17 protein-coding genes and 1 pseudogene are annotated in these 18,959 nt (G+C 62.6%); 4 read left to right on the forward strand and 14 right to left on the reverse strand.

Features of this window, described 5'->3' with window-relative positions; all coding sequences use genetic code 11:
• Positions 1–2: 2 nt before the first annotated feature.
• A complete protein-coding gene (locus tag ACFPFW_RS11960) occupies positions 3–1,136 on the reverse strand; it encodes a molybdopterin-binding protein (RefSeq protein ID WP_114956086.1) in 1,134 nt (377 codons plus the stop codon).
• A 147-nt stretch (positions 1,137–1,283) separates the two neighbouring features.
• Between ACFPFW_RS11960 and fdhD the strand changes: the two genes are divergently transcribed.
• From fdhD to ACFPFW_RS11975, 3 genes are all read left to right on the forward strand, one after another.
• Positions 1,284–2,114 (forward strand): formate dehydrogenase accessory sulfurtransferase FdhD, encoded by an 831-nt coding sequence (fdhD, locus tag ACFPFW_RS11965; protein WP_379770856.1) that lies wholly within the window; start codon positions 1,284–1,286, stop codon positions 2,112–2,114.
• Entirely contained in the window at positions 2,111–2,335 is a 225-nt protein-coding gene (locus ACFPFW_RS11970) for a sulfurtransferase TusA family protein (RefSeq protein WP_114956085.1), read from the forward strand. Before fdhD ends, ACFPFW_RS11970 begins: the two co-directional genes overlap by 4 nt.
• 402 nt (positions 2,336–2,737) lie before the next feature.
• Positions 2,738–4,150: a phospholipase D-like domain-containing protein gene (locus tag ACFPFW_RS11975; protein WP_379770859.1), complete on the forward strand. Its 1,413-nt coding sequence runs from the start codon at positions 2,738–2,740 to the stop codon at positions 4,148–4,150.
• Positions 4,151–4,164: 14 nt separating this feature from the next.
• On the opposite strand, the gene pqqE is transcribed toward ACFPFW_RS11975, so the two are convergent.
• The 11 genes and pseudogenes from pqqE to ACFPFW_RS12030 all read right to left on the reverse strand — a co-directional run bounded on the left by pqqE (position 4,165) and on the right by ACFPFW_RS12030 (position 16,374).
• Positions 4,165–5,280 (reverse strand): pyrroloquinoline quinone biosynthesis protein PqqE, encoded by a 1,116-nt coding sequence (pqqE, locus tag ACFPFW_RS11980; protein WP_114956083.1) that lies wholly within the window; start codon positions 5,278–5,280, stop codon positions 4,165–4,167.
• Positions 5,277–6,289: pseudogene (gene pqqC / locus ACFPFW_RS11985) on the reverse strand (pyrroloquinoline-quinone synthase PqqC). The gene pqqE and the pseudogene pqqC overlap by 4 nt, the downstream one beginning before the upstream one ends.
• Complete coding sequence (gene pqqB, locus ACFPFW_RS11990) at positions 6,286–7,176, reverse strand: pyrroloquinoline quinone biosynthesis protein PqqB (RefSeq protein ID WP_114956080.1); 891 nt, start codon at positions 7,174–7,176, stop codon at positions 6,286–6,288. The pseudogene pqqC and the gene pqqB overlap by 4 nt, the downstream one beginning before the upstream one ends.
• Positions 7,177–7,185: 9 nt before the next feature.
• On the reverse strand, positions 7,186–7,284 hold the full coding sequence (pqqA, locus tag ACFPFW_RS11995; protein ID WP_114956079.1) for a pyrroloquinoline quinone precursor peptide PqqA: 99 nt from the start codon (positions 7,282–7,284) through the stop codon (positions 7,186–7,188).
• 274 nt (positions 7,285–7,558) lie between these two features.
• Positions 7,559–8,440 (reverse strand): 2-oxo-4-hydroxy-4-carboxy-5-ureidoimidazoline decarboxylase, encoded by an 882-nt coding sequence (uraD, locus tag ACFPFW_RS12000; protein WP_114956078.1) that lies wholly within the window; start codon positions 8,438–8,440, stop codon positions 7,559–7,561.
• Positions 8,440–9,639 carry a urate hydroxylase PuuD gene (locus tag ACFPFW_RS12005; RefSeq protein ID WP_114956077.1) on the reverse strand — a complete coding sequence of 400 codons (1,200 nt, stop codon included), beginning with the start codon at positions 9,637–9,639 and terminating at the stop codon, positions 8,440–8,442. The genes uraD and ACFPFW_RS12005 overlap by 1 nt, the downstream gene beginning before the upstream one ends.
• Positions 9,636–11,960, reverse strand: coding sequence for a xanthine dehydrogenase molybdopterin binding subunit (gene xdhB / locus ACFPFW_RS12010; RefSeq protein WP_114956076.1), 2,325 nt, complete (start codon positions 11,958–11,960; stop codon positions 9,636–9,638). Before xdhB ends, ACFPFW_RS12005 begins: the two co-directional genes overlap by 4 nt.
• Entirely contained in the window at positions 11,957–13,354 is a 1,398-nt protein-coding gene (xdhA, locus tag ACFPFW_RS12015) for a xanthine dehydrogenase small subunit (protein WP_114956075.1), read from the reverse strand. The genes xdhB and xdhA overlap by 4 nt, the downstream gene beginning before the upstream one ends.
• 41 nt (positions 13,355–13,395) lie before the next feature.
• Positions 13,396–13,878 (reverse strand): nucleoside deaminase, encoded by a 483-nt coding sequence (locus ACFPFW_RS12020; protein ID WP_114956074.1) that lies wholly within the window; start codon positions 13,876–13,878, stop codon positions 13,396–13,398.
• On the reverse strand, positions 13,865–14,803 hold the full coding sequence (gene xdhC, locus ACFPFW_RS12025; RefSeq protein WP_114956196.1) for a xanthine dehydrogenase accessory protein XdhC: 939 nt from the start codon (positions 14,801–14,803) through the stop codon (positions 13,865–13,867). Before xdhC ends, ACFPFW_RS12020 begins: the two co-directional genes overlap by 14 nt.
• Positions 14,804–14,886: 83 nt before the next feature.
• Positions 14,887–16,374, reverse strand: coding sequence for a methyl-accepting chemotaxis protein (locus ACFPFW_RS12030; RefSeq protein WP_379770867.1), 1,488 nt, complete (start codon positions 16,372–16,374; stop codon positions 14,887–14,889).
• A 243-nt stretch (positions 16,375–16,617) separates the two neighbouring features.
• Here ACFPFW_RS12030 and ACFPFW_RS12035 point away from each other — a divergent pair, with 243 nt between their 5' ends.
• Positions 16,618–16,887 (forward strand): usg protein, encoded by a 270-nt coding sequence (locus ACFPFW_RS12035; RefSeq protein WP_114956073.1) that lies wholly within the window; start codon positions 16,618–16,620, stop codon positions 16,885–16,887.
• A gap of 3 nt (positions 16,888–16,890) precedes the next feature.
• Here ACFPFW_RS12035 and ACFPFW_RS12040 read toward each other — a convergent pair whose 3' ends face one another.
• Complete coding sequence (locus ACFPFW_RS12040) at positions 16,891–17,121, reverse strand: hypothetical protein (RefSeq protein ID WP_114956072.1); 231 nt, start codon at positions 17,119–17,121, stop codon at positions 16,891–16,893.
• Positions 17,122–17,237: 116 nt separating this feature from the next.
• A complete protein-coding gene (locus ACFPFW_RS12045; protein ID WP_162799609.1) occupies positions 17,238–18,926 on the reverse strand; it encodes a diguanylate cyclase in 1,689 nt (562 codons plus the stop codon).
• Positions 18,927–18,959: the final 33 nt, after the last annotated feature.

The following is an 18,959-nucleotide window of genomic DNA, read 5'->3' on the forward strand; positions in this document are numbered from 1 at the left end:
CTTTATCTAGGCTGGAACGGCCTGAGATGCACGGTATCTCCGGCCGCAAACCCCTCCGAACCGGGCGGCACGGTAAACCAGCCTACGGCGCGGGCCAGCGCGTCGAAGCTTGCTTCGTCGAGCGGGATCGGGCGTATCAAGTCACCCTCCGGCACGCCGAGGAAGAGTTCGGTGAAGCCGATGACGGAACTGGCCTTGTCCGTCAGGCGCGACGGCGCGTGCCAATCGGGTCTCGATAGCCCAGAAATATGGGTCAGCAAGGTCGAGGCGAGGACGAGGACGCCCGCGATTACGCCATCGACGCGTCCGGGCAGCAGCAGAACCGGAACGCCCTCCACCCGGCCGAATGTGGCCGTGCCGCCCGGACGGAGCGCAACACCCTGGAGTTCGACCGTTCCTGCGTCGCCGAGCGCCGCAACCGCGCAATCCCCCCGCCCCTGTCCGGTGCCGCCCAGCGAAATGACGAGATCGGCGCCGGGCATGGCGTAGCAGGCCGCAAGCTTCTCCCGATCGCCGGGGGCCGACAGCAGATCGAGAATCTCGGCTCCTGCCCCCTCCAGCCACATCCGTACCATGTCGACCTTGCGGGCAGCGGCCGCCGTCGCCACGACAAGTCGGACGCGTGGCGTGCGCACCATCGCTGTCTCGAACCCGCAGGCGCGCAGGATGCCGACATGACGCGGTGCCACACGCGTCCCCTCGGCCATCACCAAAGTGCCCGCCGCCACATCCTGCCCGGTATTACGGACGCCCTCTCCCGGAGCGATCGACATCGATGCCTCCGCCATACCCGGCGCGACGGCCGTCAAGGCATCCTCCGGCAGAACCGCGTCCGCACCATCGGGCATGCGATCGTCCGCCTCCACCCATATCGGCGGCGGCGCGAGAATGGCGGCACTGTAAGCGCTCGCGCCCACCACCTCGGCCGCATTGACCGCCCATCCATCGGCATAGGCCACAGGGGATGCCGGCAGATGCGCGGGAGCGATGATGTCGGCGGCGAGCACCGCACCCACTGCCTGGGAGAGCGGCCGCTCGCGGGCATCGATCTTAGCGGCCAGAGAGGTCAGGCGCTCCAGCGCCTCGTTGAGCGGCGTAAGCCGGACAATCCGGGGATTCGGCGAATGATGTAACACCCCAGCAGGGTGAGGAGCCGGGGAGAACAGGTCAAGCAGGGCTTGCGGCGATCATTCAGCAATGCCACGTGATCTGCATGATCAAAATCTCCGATCTCTCCGGCGCGCGATCCATTCTGCCGATCCTATTCCAGAAGAGCGCCCGCAATGCATGATCCCATCCTGCGCGTGCAGCGTGCCGTCTGGCGCAACGGTGCGTTCGCGACCGACGAGCGCGCGATCCCGAACGAAGTGCCGATCGCCATTACCTATGGCGGTTCGACCCAGGCCGTGATGATGGCCACGCCGAGCGATCTCGAGGATTTCGCTGTCGGCTTCAGCCTGACCGAAGGCCTCATCTCGAAACCTTCCGACATTGCCTCGCTCGAGCTAGTCGAAGAGGAAGAAGGCATAGAGTTGCGGATGTGGCTCGTGCCGGAACTCGCCGAGACCTATTCGCGCCGGCGCCGCCTGCTGGCTGGACCTACCGGTTGCGGTCTCTGCGGTATTGAAAGCATCGAGGAAGCAGCCAAGCCCGCGAAGACCGTGGCCGCCGCCAGTCTGCTCAAACCCGATCAGATCATCGCGGCAATGGCCGCTCTTCAGCCCGCGCAGCTGATGAACCGCGAAACCCGGGCAATGCATGCCGCCGGCTTCTGGACGCCGAAGGATGGCCTGATCGCTGTTCGCGAGGACGTCGGCCGACATAACGCGCTCGATAAGCTCGCGGGCCATATCCTTCGCAACGGCATTGACGCCTCAACCGGCATCATCGCGCTGACGAGCCGCGTATCCGTGGAGATGGTGCAGAAAACTGCCGCCATCGGAGCGCCCATCCTCGCGGCTGTCTCCGCCCCGACGGCACTCGCCGTCCGCATGGCAGAGGAAGCGGGAGTGACGCTCGTCGCCATTGCCCGCGGCGAGGAATTCGAGGTGTTCTCGTCTGTGAAGAACGCCCTCCAGCAGTCGGAAGCCGTCGCGGCGTCCCAGGCGCGATGAGTTCGCGGACGCTGGACCTTTGCGGGCTGAAATGCCCGCTGCCGGTGCTGAGAACGCGAAAAGCGTTGGCCACTCTCCTGCCGGGGGACCGCCTCGTCGTGGTTAGCACCGATCTTATGTCGGCGATCGATATCCCCAATCTGGTACGTGAAACGGGAGATACGCTGGTCAGACACGACACAAGCGAAACCCGACAGACCTTTCTTATCGAGAAGCAGTGATGTGTCCCATCGGTTGCATAAATCTGCAACACAAGTCAGCTTTCGTTCCGTCGCGATGCATCGACCGGTGGGGGCTCCATGGCAAACGACTTCATGAAGCGGGAGGAGAACGGCGGCACCACGATCAAGCTCCATCGCGGTGAGCGCAAATGTCTGGTCGGGTTTGATCTCGACAAGTCCAAGGCAACCGAGGACTTCGTTGGCTTCGCGCTTGAATTCCGCGAACCAGGTGAGAGCAGTTGGAAGCGGGTCTGGAACCGGCTGCAATTTTCCTATGACGGCCTGACCGACGAGCAGAAGAAACGAGGCGCGCCGTCGACCGAAGCGCCGATCCAGAAATTCCGCTGGATCCACTTCCCCTTCGAGCCGAAGGGCGGCGAATACCGCTACCGCGCAACGCCGATGTATGTGAACTCGAACGGCTCGCTCCGGCGAGGAACATCGGCGGAAGCGGCGATCAATCTCGATCATGAAACGATCGACGGGATCGTGGACGTCGGCTTTACGCGCGGATATGCCTCCTCCCAGGCCTATGCCGACAAAGAGAGATTTCCCTGTCAGGAAAGCATCCTGCCGCCTCTTGCGTCCGCTCCTCCGGCTGACGTCGACTTCGACATGGCTGGATGCCAAACAGAGTACAAGTGGCTCGGTTTCGAAAGTAGAGAAACGATCTATGCACTGCTCGACGAAGCTATTGCAGACACCGAGATAACGGTCGATGCGCTCTTATATGAACTCAGAGAGCCGGAAATCATACGTAGGCTTGCGGCACTCAAGAATCGTCTCCGTGCGGTCGTTGATGATCATGGCGGTCACGGCCTTGAGAATTCCAACGAGAGCGAAGCAAGCCGGCGCCTAATTACGGCGGGGGCTGCCGTGAAGCGCGGCAACTTCGAGCGTCAGCAGCACAACAAGGTTCTGATTCTGAAGCGCAACGGGGTCGCGTTCAAGGCGCTGGGCGGATCGACGAACTTCACCCTTCGGGGGCTGTACGTTCAAAGCAACAATACTCTGGTCTTCCGGGATCAGAAGGTCACCAGACTTTTTGCGGACGTGTTCGACCGATACTTCGAATTCATCGACAAGCGGGGTGCTGCCGGAAAATTTCGCGCCGACAGTCTGTCCCAGAGCTGGCACGATTGCACTTCGACCGGCGGTCCCACCGTCAAGATCGCGGTTTCGCCGCACGAGGATCCGCTTCTCTCTCTGACACCCGTGGCGGATGCCATTGAGCAGGCCGAGAGCTCCGTCCTCTACGCAATGGTGTTCCTGAATCAGCTGACCGGCCGTGTTCGCGAGGCACTGGAGGAGCTCGTTCATCGCTCGACCTTCTCCTATGGCATCTCGCAGCGACAGGGAGGCCTTTCCGTCTTCAAGCCCGATGGCAGTCGCGGCTTGGTGTCTTTTGCCTATTTGGCCGGCGAGGCTCCCGAACCGTTTTCGAGCGAGTGGTCGAGTTACTCGGGTGGCAACAGCCGATCCAACGTGTTGCATCACAAATTCGTCGTGACCGATTTCAATACGCCCAATGCCAAGGTTTTCACCGGCTCGTCGAACATGGCTGCAGGTGGCGAACGGCAGAATGGCGACCACCTCATCATGATCGAGGACGGCCGGGTCGCTACCGCCTATGCGGTCGAGGCGCTACGCACATTCGACCATTTTCATTTTCGGGTCGCCCTCAGGGAGGCAGACGAGAAGGTCGAGGTCTTGAAGCTCGCGAAACCGCCCGCGCCGGGAGGGAAAACCTGGTTCAAGGAGGCCTATCTGCCAGGCCACATCAAACAACGGGATCGGTTGCTTTTCAGTTCGTGAGGGCAAGCCCCTGATTAGGATACTGGTAGCGGAATCGGCTCGTCTTTTGCTCTTTGCTCACGACCTCGGGGCGTCCATCCCTCACCTTCATGGGTCCCGCCCGTAATCTCGCGGACCAGATGATGCAGCGGCGAGTAGCTGCAGACGGGATCGGTGGCACGCGGATCTCCCGCCAGCGCCATGGCCTGGCAGCGGCATCCGCCGAAATCCACTTCCTTGCGCGCGCAGCTCCGGCAGGGTTCCTGCATCCAGTCGGTGCCGCGGAAGGCATTGAACGCCGGTGAGTTCTGCCAGACGTCCGCCAACGAATGCTCGGCCACGTTCCAGAATTCCAAACCGGGAATGCTTTCGGCCGCATGGCAAGGCAGGACGCGGCCGCGCGGCGTGATGTTCAGCGATTGCCGTCCCCAGCCGTTGACACAGGGCTTCGGAAAGCGTGCGAAGTGATCCGGCGGGACGTAGTCGATCACGATTGTGCCGACGAGTTCGGCCCGAAGCCGTTCCACGGTCTCACCGGCAGCAAGCGCATCCTCACGGTCCGGCATCAGCGCGGCGCGGTTCTGCAGACCCCAGCCGTAATACTGGGCATGCGCGACCTCCACTCGTCGCGCGCCCATGCTGACGGCTTCATGAACCATGTCTCCGGCGCGGGCGACGTTTTCGCGATGGATGACGCAGTTGATGGTGAGCGGAAGACCGATTTCGCCGACCATGCGGGCGAAGTCGCGCTTCCTGCGATGCGAGCCTGCCAGACCGGCGACACGGTCGGCCGCGGCTTCGTCGACATCCTGAATCGAAAGCTGGACATGATCGAGGCCGGCTTCCGCGATCGCTTCCAGCCGCGGCCGGTCGAGACCGATGCCGGACGTGATGAGGTTCGTATAGAGCCCCGCCCCCGCCGCTCCGCGCACCAGGTCGGCCAGATCGCGCCGCGCTCCCGGCTCGCCGCCGGACAGGTGCAGATGGATCACACCGATCGCGGCCGCTTCCTCGAAGACCCGGACCCAGGTCCCGGTGTCGAGTTCGTCCGAACGTTTGTCGAGTTCGAGCGGGTTGGAGCAATAGGGACACGACAGCGGGCAGCGGTGCGTCAGTTCCGCCAGCATCGCGAGTGGCGGAGGCGCGGTCATAGCAGTTCCACCATTCGTTTGGCGCGCAGGTCGGCGAGCAGGGCCTCGACGTCGGCTTCAATGCGTGCGCGATCGACGGAGAAGCGTGCGGCGAGTTCGTCGACGATCTCCGACAGGCTCCTGTTGCCATCACAGAGCTTGAGCACCTCGACCGCGACCGGGTTCGGCGTCAGCACGCGTTCCGGTGCAAGCAGGCTCCAACCCCCGCGGACCGGGTCTTCCCGAAGCCGGACGCCTCGTGCGAAGCGCGGGATGATGTCTTCGGCCAAAGCGGTCATGATGCCTCCGGAATGAAGGCGCCGGGAGGCAGATTTCCGGGCTCGACATAGGCGTAGTGGAGCGCATCGAGCATCGACCACAGGACATCGCATTTGAAGACCAATGCGGCGACGACAGCCTGCTGCTGGTCCGGCGTGCGGGCATTTCTCGTCACGTAGTCGAGCGCGACCTCGACATCACGTTTGGCCTGGCTCGGACGGGCAGTGAAATAAGCGAGCGTCTCCGTGCTGACGAAATCGTAGTGCGCCAGCATGCCCTGGACGCGGTTCTGGATGATCGCCGGAGAGAACAGTTCGGTGAGCGACGAGGCGATCGCCTCAAGAAGCGACCGCTCGCTGACGAAATGGACGTAGGCTTCGACTGCGAATTTCGTGCCGGCCAGCACGCCGCGATGGGCTGCCACATCCCCGCGATCCAGACCGACGCCTTCCGCCAGACGCAGCCACCGTTCGACACCACCATCGCCCGCCTCGGCGCCGTCATGGTCGATCAGCCGCTGACGCCATGCCCGCCGAAGCGCGGAATCGTCCATGCGAGCGATCAAAGCCGCATCCTTCACCGGGATATGGGCCTGGTAATAGAAGCGGTTCAGCGCCCAGGCCTGGACCTGCCCGCGACTGCAACGGCCCTCATGCAGGCGCCGGTGGAACGGATGCTTGTCGTGGTAGCGCTCGGCGCCGACGGAAAGCAGGCGCTGATGGAGTTCGTCCGGCGAGAGCAATGTCGTCACAGCACGATCTCCATGCCGTCATAGGCAATCTCGACTCCGGCTGCCTCGACCTCGCGCCGTTCCGGCGACCCGTCGATCCAGACAGGATTGGTATTGTTGATATGGATGTAGATTTTGCGAGCGACAGGCAGTCTTGAAAGAATCTCCAGCGAACCGCCCTCGCCCGCGATCGGCAAATGCCCCATGCGCCGACCGGTCTTCTCGCCAACACCGGCCCGGATCATCTCGTCGTCGTTGAAAAGCGTGCCGTCGAACAATACGGCGTCGGCTCCCGACAGCCGGTCGATCAGCCTGTCGGTCAGCGAAGCACAGCCAGGAACGTAGGCGAGCGTCTTGTTACCGTCGCTGACGAAAGCCGCGGCCGTATCGCCCTCGTCCGACGCCAGCTTCGGGGACTCGCCTTCGAGAAACAACGCGACCTTACCCGGTACGGCCACGAGTGCACATTCCAGGCCCTCAAGTGCACGAAAGGGCACACCCGAGTACACCTCCATGCGCACAGGCGCCGACAGCACCGAGAACATCGGATTCATCGTCAGCGCTGCGTGCACCTGTTTCATCGCGAAGATCGAAAAGGCCTGGCGTTCCCGGAGCGTCAGCAGTCCGCCGATATGATCGATATCGGCATTCGTCAGCGCCACGGCCGTGATCGGAGACTCCCGCTCACCCCGGGGCCAAAGCGCCGGGGTCGCTCTCAGCTGTGCGCCGATATCCGGCGAGGCGTTCAGCAGAAGCCAGAACGCGCCATCGGTGCTGATCGCCAGGCTCGATTGCGTTGCGGGCTTGACCCGCTCGTCACCGGCCCACGCGAGCGCGCAAACGGCACAGCGGCAGTTCCATTGCGGGAAACCACCGCCGGCCGCTGCTCCGAGAACAATCGCCTTCAAATGAAGCGATCAGAACTCGCCGTCGCCTTCGATGCCTTCGGCAGGCGCGTAAGCGGTCACTTCAAGACCGCAGGAGGTTTCCACGATAACCGGCGTTTCCCAAGCCATGTTCGGCTCCTTCTTGTTAGGTCGTCAGCCTAGCACAAAAACCTGCGACATCCAGCCGCATTCGGGGCATTGTTGGCAGCGACGGGATATGCAGTGTCGACATACCTCTTTGCCGCCATTCAACGAGCGACTCTTGTAGAGACGACCCGCACCACCCTCTCGATGCCCTGACGTTCGAGCACCCAGCCCGATTGTTTTTCGGGTGGCAGAATACTAACGCGCTGAGGGCGTTGAAGTTCGTTCTCCCTCAGACGGATTTCTCTCTGCCCCACAATCAGCTGCCACGATAGGTCGAGTAACTCCAGGGAGTGACGACCAGTGGTACGTGGTAGCGACCTTCCGGTGCGGAGACGGAGAAGCGCACCGGCACCCGTGTCAGGAACGGCGGATCGGCCAGGTTCAGCCTCGCGAAATAGGCGCCGATGTCGAAGCGGAGTTCGTAGGTGCCAATGGCGATCGGCTGACCGCTGAACATCGGCTCGGATGTCCGCCCGTCCGCATTCGTCACCGCCTGGGTTATGAGCCGGGGCTTGCCGCTGTCGCGTATCTCGACGAGTTCGACCGCGACGCCTTCGGCCGGCCTGCCGCCATGCGTATCCAGGACGTGGGTCGAGATGTGACCGTATACCGGAAGGCGGTCAGGAGCCTCGACCAGCGCGTCGAGCCGAAGCGCCGCGATCCTCTCGATTTCCTTCAGCGCGGTCGCGAGTTCTTCGTCACGGCTGTTCTTCAGCCGCTTCTCGAACTGGCGAAGAACGGAATCCTTGGTGTGGCGGCGAACGCAGATGATGAAGAGAAAGCCGAAGCGTTCCCGATACGCATGGTTCAATTGCTGAAAGCGCGCGAACTCAGCCTCGGAGAAATCGCCAACTCCCAGGCCCTTCTGCTCCTCTGCGCTCTCGGCCGAGAGTTTGCCGGCTCGCGCCGCCTTGCCGGCAAGATCCGGATGGCCGGTAACGAGAGCGAAGCGGGTATTCGCATCGGCTTCGTGGACCGCGGACCTCATAGCGGCGAACAGCTCCGCGACGGTCGCAAATGGGCGTTTCGCGGCCGCCGCTTCCGCTATCCATGATGAATGCTCGAAAATGCCGCCAAGGAAGCGGACGAAGGCGTCCCTGGGAGCGGCATTCAGGTCTTCAAGCGCTATCTTGGTCATCACTGCGATGGTGCCCCGGCCTTCAGCCACGCCGCAAGCTGGGCGCGCTCCTCGTCGAGCATGCCGGTGACATTTGACGGCGGCATATTGCGCGACCATGCGGCCTGAAGGCCGATAGCGGCGGCATGGGCGTGGATGCGCTCTGGCGTATCGAGCCTCACATCACGTGGAGGATGGGTAATCCCGGGGAAATTTGGCTTGTCGGAATGGCACATGCTGCAGCGACCCATGACGAGGTTCTGGACCTCGGCGAAATCGGACGTCGGTGGCAGCGCGCTGCTCTCCAGATCAAGCCGCCCCTGATCCGACAGCCAGCCGATCGCGATGAGGATCATCCCGGCCACCAGCCAGGTCCACCACGGACTGCCTTGGCCCGCATGCCGCGAATTGAAGAAATGCCGGATGACCGGACCGAGCGCGAGGATCAGCGCCAGGATCAGCCAGCTGTATTCGGTCGAATGCAGCAGCGGGTAATGGTTCGAGATCATCAGCAGGATGACCGGCAGCGTCAGGTAGTTGTTGTGGACCGATCTGAGTTTTCCCTGATCGCCGAGCTTGGGGTCAGGAGTGCGGCCCGCGATGAGTTCGGCGACGATGATCTTCTGGTTCGGGATAATGACGACGAAGACGTTCGCGACCATGATCGTACCGATCAGCGCCCCGATCTGGATGAACGCACCGCGCCCGGTGAAGACATGGGTGTAGAACAAGCCGAACAGGACGAGCGCGACATACAGCACGACGCCGACGGCGAGCTGGCTATGCCTTAGCGGCGACCGGCAAAGTGCTTCGTAGGCCGCGAAACCTCCGGCGAGCCCCGCAAGGCTGAGCGCGACCGCCCCGCCTGTCGTCAGCTCCGAATTCTCGCCTTTCAGGAACAGCTCGGCGTTCCAGTAGTAGACGATGACGAGCAGTGCGAAACCCGACAGCCAGGTCGCATAGGCCTCCCATTTGAACCAGGTCAGCTCGTCCGGCATCTCGCTCGGCGCGACCAGAAACTTGATCATCCGGTAGAAGCCGCCGCCATGGACTTGCCAGGTCTCGCCCTTGATCCCGGGCGCCTGCCCCTCGCGCGGTTTCAGGCTGAGATCCAGCGCGATGAAGTAAAAGCTGGAGCCGATCCAGGCGATGCCGGTGACGACGTGCAGCCAGCGCACCATCATGCCGAGCCAATCCTGCATGACGATGAGGATCGTCATGCAGTGCCCGCCAGTCGTGCCTTCATGTCCTCCGCGGCGGCGAGGACTTTCTCATTGGTTGCCGGAGCGTCGAGTCGGGCCGCGAGGCGATGGCCACTCAGGCTGGAGATCGCGTCACGGATCGCAAGCCAGACCGAGATCGCCAGCATGAACGGCGGCTCGCCGATCGCCTTGGACCGGAATATCGTAGGCTTGCGGTTCGGCTGGTCGAGCAAGCGGACATTGAGCACTTTCGGCACGTCGCGGCTGCCGGGAATCTTGTAGGTCGACGGACCGTGGGTCCTGAGCCGCCCTTCCTTGTCCCAGACCAGTTCCTCGCAGGTCAGCCAGCCCATGCCCTGCACGAAGGCGCCCTCGATCTGGCCGAGATCGATCGCCGGATTCAGCGATTTGCCGGCATCGTGGACGATCTCGGTGCGGAGCACGCGCGTCTCGCCGGTCAGCATATCGACCGCGACCTCGGAGGCGGCAGCGCCATAGGCGTAGTAGTAGAATGGCGTGCCGCTGTTCGTCTTGAAGTCCCAGCTGATGCCGGGCGTCTTGTAATAGCCGGCGGCCGATAGCTGCTCGCGCTGCTGCCAGCTCATCTCGGCCAATTCCTTGAACGAGATCGAGCGATTGCCCGCATGGATGCGGTTGTCGGCGAACACGATGTCCTTGGCCGGCACGTCAAAATGCTTCGCCGCCACCTTGGTCATGCGCTCCTTGATGATCGTCGCGGCGTTCAGCGCCGCCATTCCATTGAGATCGGAGCCGGATGACGCGGCGGTCGGCGAGGTGTTCGGCACCTTGCCGGTAGAGGTCGCCGTAACACGCACCATGTCGAGATCGATCTGGAATGTCTCCGCGACGACCTGCGCGACCTTGGTGTAGAGCCCCTGTCCCATCTCGGTGCCGCCATGGTTCAGATGGACCGACCCGTCGACATAAACATGAATCAGCGAGCCGGCCTGGTTCAGCTCCGGCTTGTTGAACGAGATGCCGAACTTGATTGGCATCGTCGCGAGACCCTTCTTGATGACAGGACTCGTCTCATTGAAGGCGTCGATATCAGCCCGCCAATCGGCGAGATTCTTGGCCGCGTCGAGCTCGGCCATAACCTCGGCGATGATGTTGTCGTGGACGACCTGGCCGTACGGGGTCACGTCCCGTTCGCCTACGCCGTAGAAATTGCTCCGCCGGACCTCGTCCACGCCGACGCCCAGATGCCGGGCGATCTCGTCGATCACGTTCTCTATTGCCAACATGCCCTGCGGCCCGCCGAAACCGCGGAACGCCGTGTTCGAGACGGTGTTGGTCTTGCACGGCATGCCGTGCAGCCGGACGACCGGCAGGTAATAACAATTGTCGGCGTGACAGAGCGCACGGCTCAGCACGGGCGGGGTCAGATCCATCACGCTGCCGCCGTTCGCGGCCAGCAGTAGATCGAGCGCGAGGATGCGCCCCTCGCCATCGAAGCCGACATCGTAGCGGAACAGGAAATCGTGCCTTTTGCCGGTGGCGAGCATGTCGACGTCGCGCGGAAGGCGAAGCTTCACCGGCTTGCGGCAATGGTGGGCCAGAACGGCGGCGATGCCGGCGATGATCGTCGCCTGGCTTTCCTTGCCGCCGAACGCTCCGCCCATGCGGCGTACCTCACAGGTGATCTGCGAGTACGGCACGCCGAGGAGATGGGCGACGCCGTGCTGCACCTCGGTCGGATGCTGGGTCGAGGAATAGACCTGCATGTCGATCCCCTCGCCCGGTACGGCAATGGCGATCTGACCCTCCAGATAGAAATGGTCCTGCCCGCCGCAGCGCGCCTCACCGTTCAGTCGATGTGTGGCGGCAGCCAGCGTGTCGTCGACCGCTCCGCGCTCGATGTGGATTTCATTCGCCACGAGCAGCTTGTTCTCGACCGCCTCGGCCAGATCGAGGATCGCCGGCAGAACTTCGTATTCGACCTCGATCAGCTTTACTGCCGCGCGCGCCTGATCGAGCGTCCGGGCTGCGACGGCGGCCACGATCTGGCCGGCATATTCGACCAGCCCGGGCGCGAGTATGGGCTCGTTCTTGCCGATAGGGCCGATATCATTGTGACCCGGTATGTCCTGTGCCGTGACGACCGCGATCACGCCTGGAGCCTTCTCGGCCTTCGTCACGTCGATGCTCTTAATCCGCGCATGCGCATGCGGACTGAGCAGCACGGCGGCATGAAGCGCGCCGGATGGCAGCGGCATGTCGTCGAGATAGATCGCCGAGCCGGTGACGTGGCCGTTCGCGCTCTCATGCGAGAGGCTGGTATGGACGCCGGTCGCGATGCGATTGAGGGAGGTGCTCACAGCACCTCCAGCCGCAGCGGAACGCCGGAGGCGGTCACTTCCAGATGCATCCGCCGCACGAGGTTCGCCGCAACAATACGCCGATATTTCTCGCTGCCGCGATGATCGCTCAGCGGCGTGAAATCCGCGGCGAGAAGGTCTTCGGCATCGTCGAGCGCGGTCCACCCCTTCTCCACGAGTTCCGTCTCAAGCATCCGCGCACGCTTGGCCCGGTCCGCCATGCCGCCGAACGCAGCCACGACATCCGTCGGCCGACGATCGCCGAGGGTAACGCGGAAGGCCGCGAGCACGATCGAAATGTCCTGATCGTAGCGCTTGGAGATTTTGTATGCGGCAAAGCTCTCCGTATCGCGGAGCTTCGGGATGCGGATTTGCGCGATGACCTCGCCCGGCTTCAGGTCGGTCTTCCGATAACCCAGGATGAAATCCTCGACCTTCATCGTTCTCGAACCCGCCTGCGAAGCGAGCTCCACTTCGGCGCCGAGGGCGATCAGGCAGGGAAGCGTGTCGCCGACCGGCGATGCCGTACCGAGATTTCCAGAAAACGTGCCGAGCGACCTGATCTGCCGGGAACCGATACGATGAACCAGTTCCCCGAACGCCGGGAAATGCTCGTCGAGCAGAGGTAGGGCATCAGCAAATGTCGCTGCGCCGCCAATCACGATTTGATGGGGTGTATCCTCGACGGCTTTCATTTCCGCGACATGCGCCGTCGAAATCAGCGCCGGCAGCACTTGCCGCTCATGACCCGCGAGTAGCCCAAGGTCCGTCGCGCCGCCGACGAGTCGCGCGCCCGGGTTCTCCGCGAGAGCGGCGATCAACGCGGGAAGGTCCGAGGGCGCGATGAAATAGTGACCATCGCGCCGGTAATTGGTCCTGCCTTTTTCGACCGCGCTGTCGCCAATCTCGACCCAAGATTGGGCGGTGGCCGCCTTGCAGGCATCGACGATCGGTCGATAGCCGGTACAGCGGCAAAGATTTCCTGCAAGCACGTCGTGGATCGTTTCGGTGTCCGTTGGCTCACCGTTCTGGTGGACCGCGAACAGCGACATCACGAAGCCAGGCGTACAGAAGCCGCATTGTGTGCCGTCGCCCTCCGCCAGGGCCTTCTGGACCGGATGAAGCGGGCCTCGCCCCGATACGCCCTCGACCGTTCGGATCGCACAGCCGTCTAGCTGCGGCACCAGCATGATGCAGGAATTGACCGCCTCCCAGCGCGTCGATCCGGGCTTCAGAATGGCGACCGTGCATGCGCCGCAATCGCCCTCGGCGCAGCCCTCCTTGGTGCCGGTAAGATGCAGGTGATCACGGATGTAATCGAGCACCGTCGTCGACGGAGGGATCAAGCCCTCTTCAAGCCGAGCGCCGTTCAGCCGGAAGCGGATCGCATTCATATGCCATTACTCTGGTCTCGCCCCATCCGCCCACTCATGCCTCAGTAAGGAATCTTGTTCGGATTGGCCGCCCAGTCCGCGAAGACATCAAGTGCCTCCGGCAGGTCGTGCTTCGTCGTCGCGATCGCCCGCTCGTGCAGCGGCTTGACCACCTCGCGATAGAGGAAGTCGTCGTCGAAGCCGATCGCCGCGGCATCACCCCGGCTATTGGCATAGACGAGCCGGTCGAGCCGTGCCCAATAAATCGCCGAAAGGCACATCGGGCATGGTTCGCAGCTCGAATAGATCTCGCAGCCGGCGAGCGAAAAATTCTCGATCTTTTCGCAGGCGATCCGGATCGCGACGATCTCGGCATGAGCCGTCGGATCGTTGGTCTTGGTGACCTGATTCCAGCCCTCGGCAATGATTTCGCCATTGCGGACGATCACCGCCCCGAACGGGCCGCTGTCGCTCGCCTTCACATGATCTCCGGACAGGGCCACAGCGCGCCGCAGGAATCCGATATCCCTGTCACTTTTCAGCATGTGACACTCCTCTTTCCCGCCTCAACAACAGGTCCGCCGCGATTGACGCCGCTATGACCGCCGGCTCCTTGCTGAGTATATTCGGCAATCCGACCGGACACGTCAGACGCGAAACATCGAGCCCTGTCTCGCCCAGGCGATGCAAGAAGTGGGCGCGTTTGGACTTCGAACCGATAAGCCCGAGATAGGCCGCATCACCGCGTCTCAGCACTGCCTCGCAAATCTTCAGATCGAGGTCGTGGCTGTGCGTCATGACGAGATAATAGGCATTCGAAGGCGCCTGTTCGACAGCGCTTTCAGGGATAGCCAGTTCGAGTTTCCGCGCCACAGCGTCTGCGCTCATCAGACCGGCACGGTCATCGATCCAGGTGACTTCGAAGCCGAGCGGCGCAAGGGCCCGCATGGTGGCAACTCCTACATGGCCGGCCCCGAAGATGTAGACGGCGATATGGTCCGGGTTCAGGCGCTCGGTCATGACAGCCATTTCGGTGTCGGCAGGAAGATCGCCAGGCTCGGTGTCGATAAAATCGCGGCGGACATCTCCACCCGCGGAAATCTCGGTTTGCCGCCAGATAGGCACCGAGCCGTGCGCTTTCTGGAGCAGATCTTCGACCAGCGCGACATCGGTCGCACCGAACGGTTCGTATGCCAGCGTTACGCGCCCTCCGCAGCATTGGTCGATTTCGGGTCCGAGCGAGGTCTGATCGATCGCGCCCCGCCCGGTCGGTGCGAGTGCGCGCGCTTGTTTGACTGCTCGATATTCAAGTTCCCCGCCGCCGATCGTCCCGTGCAGCTCATCGGGGCCGACGAGCATGACGGCGCCCGGCTCCCGCGGGCCCGATCCCTCGACCTTTGCGATATGAACCAGCGTTGCGGGTTGTCCCCGCCGGAGCATCGCCAGAAGCGGCTCTATCCAGAACGCCATAAGGATATTTTCGCTCCGGAGCTGCGATCCGGCAAGCGTCGTTGCATACGAGGGCCGGAAAGATCGCCCGGCCCTCACTTCCGTTATCTGGCGAGAACGCGTGCCGCGTCGCGGGTCGTCGCGACCGCCGAGGATACTTGGGTTACCGACGAACTGATCGTCTGGATATTGGTGGAGATGGCGGACACCGCGTCGGACGTGTTCTGCATGTTGATCGACATCTCGCGGGTGACAGCGCTCTGTTCTTCCATGGCGCTCGCTGTCGCTACCACATGCTCCCGCATCACGCTGACCGAGTCGCGGATCGAGCCGAGCGCGCTGACCACGTCGTTCGAGATATCCTGGACTGAGTTGATCTCGGTGCTGATCTGTTCGGTCGCCCGCGCCGCCTGGTTGGCGAGGTTCTTGACCTCCTGGGCGACGACCGCGAAACCGCGTCCCGCCTCCCCGGCCCGAGCGGATTCGATCGTCGCGTTGAGGGCGAGAAGATTGATCTGACTGGCAATGTTCTGGATCAGGTTGACGATGCCGCCCATCGCACTTGCCGCATCGGACAGCCGCTTGGTGAAATCGCCTGCCACCGCAGTCTGTTCGAACGCGCTGTCGGTCGCAGCTTGGGATTTGGCCATGCCGCCCGAGATTTCGGCGACCGAAGCGGCCAGTTCCTCCGCGGCCGCCGCCATTGTCTGCACATTGTCCGAAGTGGCGGCCGCCGCCTGCATGGCCGCGCTCGATTCCTGCGCGGAACGCCCGACCGCCTGGTCGATCTCGCCGAAATTCGTGTCGATCATCACCCGGAGCTGATCGAGCAGCTTCACCTGCGAGGTGATATCAGTCGCGAATTTCACGACTTTGTATGGGCGACCCGAGGCATCCATGATCGGATTGTAGGAGGCCTGGATCCAGATTTCTCGGCCACCCTTGCCGAGGCGCTTGTACTGCGCCGCCTGGTATTCGCCACGCTTGAGGCTCGCCCAGAAAGCCGCGTATTCGGCGCTCGAGCCGTACGTCGGCTCGACGAACATCGAATGGTGCCTGCCTTTGACCTCGGGCAGCGAATAGCCAACCGTCGCGAGGAAATTATCGTTTGCATCGAGGATGATGCCGTCGAGCGTGAACTGGATGACGGCCTGCGCCTTGTTGATCGCCGCGAGCTGCCCTGCGCGATCCGCGTCTTCGAGTTTCTGGGCGGTGATGTCGGTCGCGAACTTCACCACCTTCTTCGGCTTGCCGTCCTTGCCGAGAATCGGATTGTACGAGGCCTCGATCCAGATTTCCCGTCCGCCTTTGGCGATGCGCTTGTATTGAGCCGCCTCGAAATCCCCCCGTCTGAGTTTTGTCCAGAAGCCCTTATATTCCTGCGAGTCGCGATAGGCTGGCTCGACGAACATCGAGTGATGTTTGCCTTTTATCTCGTCGAGCGAATATCCGACGGCTCCGAGAAAGTTGTCATTTGCCATCAAGATCGTGCCGTTGAGATCGAATTCGATCACGGCCTGCACGCGATCGAGTGCCGCGAGCTTTGCCTTCTGATCGGCGGCTCCGCCATTTCCCCTGCCCAACATTGCCATCTTGGCCCCCTCAAGCTGGTCCCGAAGTCGCCGGAACACCACAGGAGGTTGTCGATCGCATGGTTAACAACGCCTTGTTGCCTGCTTGGGAGAATCCCGCATTCCGCGCATGTCGACCCCGCCGCACCTTCTGTTGCTACTCGCCATAATTGAGTGCTAACAATCGGAATTCATTGGAAAAATCGCGCTCCGCTTGTTGACCGGAAAGGATGTCGGCACCATGACATATGGAAGGAGTCGCGCATGGTGTCGTCTGACTTCGTCAAGCAATGGCAGGGCTATGGTCTGACCACGGCCGAAATTCTCTATCGCCTGCCGGATCATCCGAGCCTGCTGCAAAGCTATTTCTGGCAGGAATACGATCTGGCTCCGAACTTCCCGGTTCTTGTCCGGTTCCTCGATTTTTGGCGGGATCGCCTGGAAGGCGGGCTCCATTCCGTGCGCGTCGCGCACTGTGGCCTCATCAAGCCTGCTGAATACAGGGCGGTTGACGGGATCATCCGGCTGAACTGACGTTCAGACGAGCAGGGAGGCGCCCTTCAGCGTCAGGCGCACCGTCACGTCCTCGAACACGAACCAGCCCTCGCCGACGCCATAGGCAAGGCCGAGCTGGAAGTCTTCAGCCGAGCCTCCCCGCTCGCGGAAACGAGCGCTCAGAATATCGGTCAGCACAAACTGATGCGGGCCGGGGTCGGCCGACTGCAACAAATCAAGAATGCGCCGCGCATTGGCAGCGAGATCGTTCATCCGGAATTTCCCAGATTGAAGGCGGGTTGGAAAACCGGCTCGGGGGCCGGCACAATTGCGCCTATCCCCTACCCTAAAACGCCATGCGACACTTGAAAGGCTGATCCGCTCCTGGCTCAGGCCGCCAGAGACGAGCGGACAGGAGAAATACAGACCCGGTTGCGACCCGAAAGCTTGGCCCGGTAAAGCTCCTGGTCCGCACGTTCGATGACCTTTTCGATATCAATATCATCGGCCAGGATCATCGCGGCGCCGATGCTGACCGTCACCGTGTCACCGTTCGGCAGAACGGCACGAACGGACACCGATCCGCGCACGCGCTCGGCCATTTCCGCCAGGCTCTTCCGGCTAACGTCCTGCACGAGCGCGACGAACTCCTCTCCACCAAATCGCGCCGCGCGATCCTTTTCACGGAGAGCGGCGGAGATCGTCTCGGCGACATGCTTCAGCGTCTCGTCGCCGACGGCATGGCCAAACGTGTCATTGACGAGCTTGAAGTGGTCGATGTCGATCACGAACACCGCGGCGGACATTTCGGCAGTCCGTTTCTGGCGCATGGCGCGCTCGGCGACCTCCATGAACGAGCGGCGGTTCAACAAACCAGTCAGCGGATCCGTGTGAGCTAAGGCCTTGAGTTCGCGGATATCGGCCGCGAGACGATGCACGGTCTCTGTCGCCTCTTCCTCTAGCGCATGGCGCTTTTCCTCCTCCAGCCCGAGCCGACGCAGAAGCGATCTCAAGGACGCGGACAGCTGCTCAATTTCGGCCGAGCCGTGCTGGTGATGGATCATAGTCTTGCCGGGGTCGCGGCCGATCTGGTCGGCTTCATCCGCCAACGCATGGAGAGGCTGCGAAAGGCGCCGTGCGATTCCACCGGCTGCCAGAAGCCCGAGCAACCCGGTCCCCAAGCCAAGCGCCGCGATCGTGGCGGTCAGGCGAGTCAACGGGGCCAGCGCGGTTGCCGCCGGCTGCTGCGCGACCACGATCCAGCCAAGCTGCGCACCCTCGCGGCCACGCATCACGGCGAAAGCCGAGACGTTCTGATCGTCCGCGAATGCGCCGGCGCCCGTCCTGTACGCATAAGCTGCCTGTTCGGTCGTCAGGACTTTCTGATCCGGCGCCTCGCCACCAAGGATCGCGGTTCCGTCGCGACGGACGATCAGGATTTTCGTGTCGGGATGGCTGTCGGCTGCGAGCGTCGACGTTCTCAGTTCGCTCGCCCATTCCCAATTGATGTGCGCGCCGAGCACGCCGACGAGTTCTCCGCCCGCATTGTAGACCGGGGATGCGACGTCGAAGAAACGAAGCGGCTCGAGCTGTGCCCGGTCGCGCAAGAGATCGGCGAGAAGCTTCGCCTCGTGCACGTCCTCGATGGTGTTGCCGATCAGGCCATGAACGAACCACGGCCGGTCCGCGACCGATTTACCTTCCAGCAGGCGTTCGGTCGCCGCGATCACCTTGCCCGTTTTATCGGCGAAACCGATCCACGCGAAGGTCGGCGTAGCCTGCTGCAATAGTTCGAGGGCTGACCTGATCTGAGCGGCGTCCGACCATATTTCCGATAGAGGCTCGAGGTCGCCGAGGAGGCTGATCTCGCGGAGCTTTTCGTTCACACCCCCGCCAAGCCGGTCGGCCATGGTCCGTGCGACGGCCTGGAGATCGGCGCGGATCAATTCGACCGTCTGGTTGCGGCTGACCGCGACTGCTCCGAGGCCAACCATGGCCGATACGAGAATCGCCACCGCGCTCGTCAACAAGCCGATCTGGGCCCGAAAGCTCAATTTCGACAGTGACCAAGCCGTCACGGACCAATCCCCCGTTGATCCGACTTTCGGCGA

The organism is Flaviflagellibacter deserti (assembly GCF_042652085.1).
GTDB classification, from domain to species: Bacteria; Pseudomonadota; Alphaproteobacteria; order Rhizobiales; family Methylopilaceae; genus Flaviflagellibacter; species Flaviflagellibacter deserti.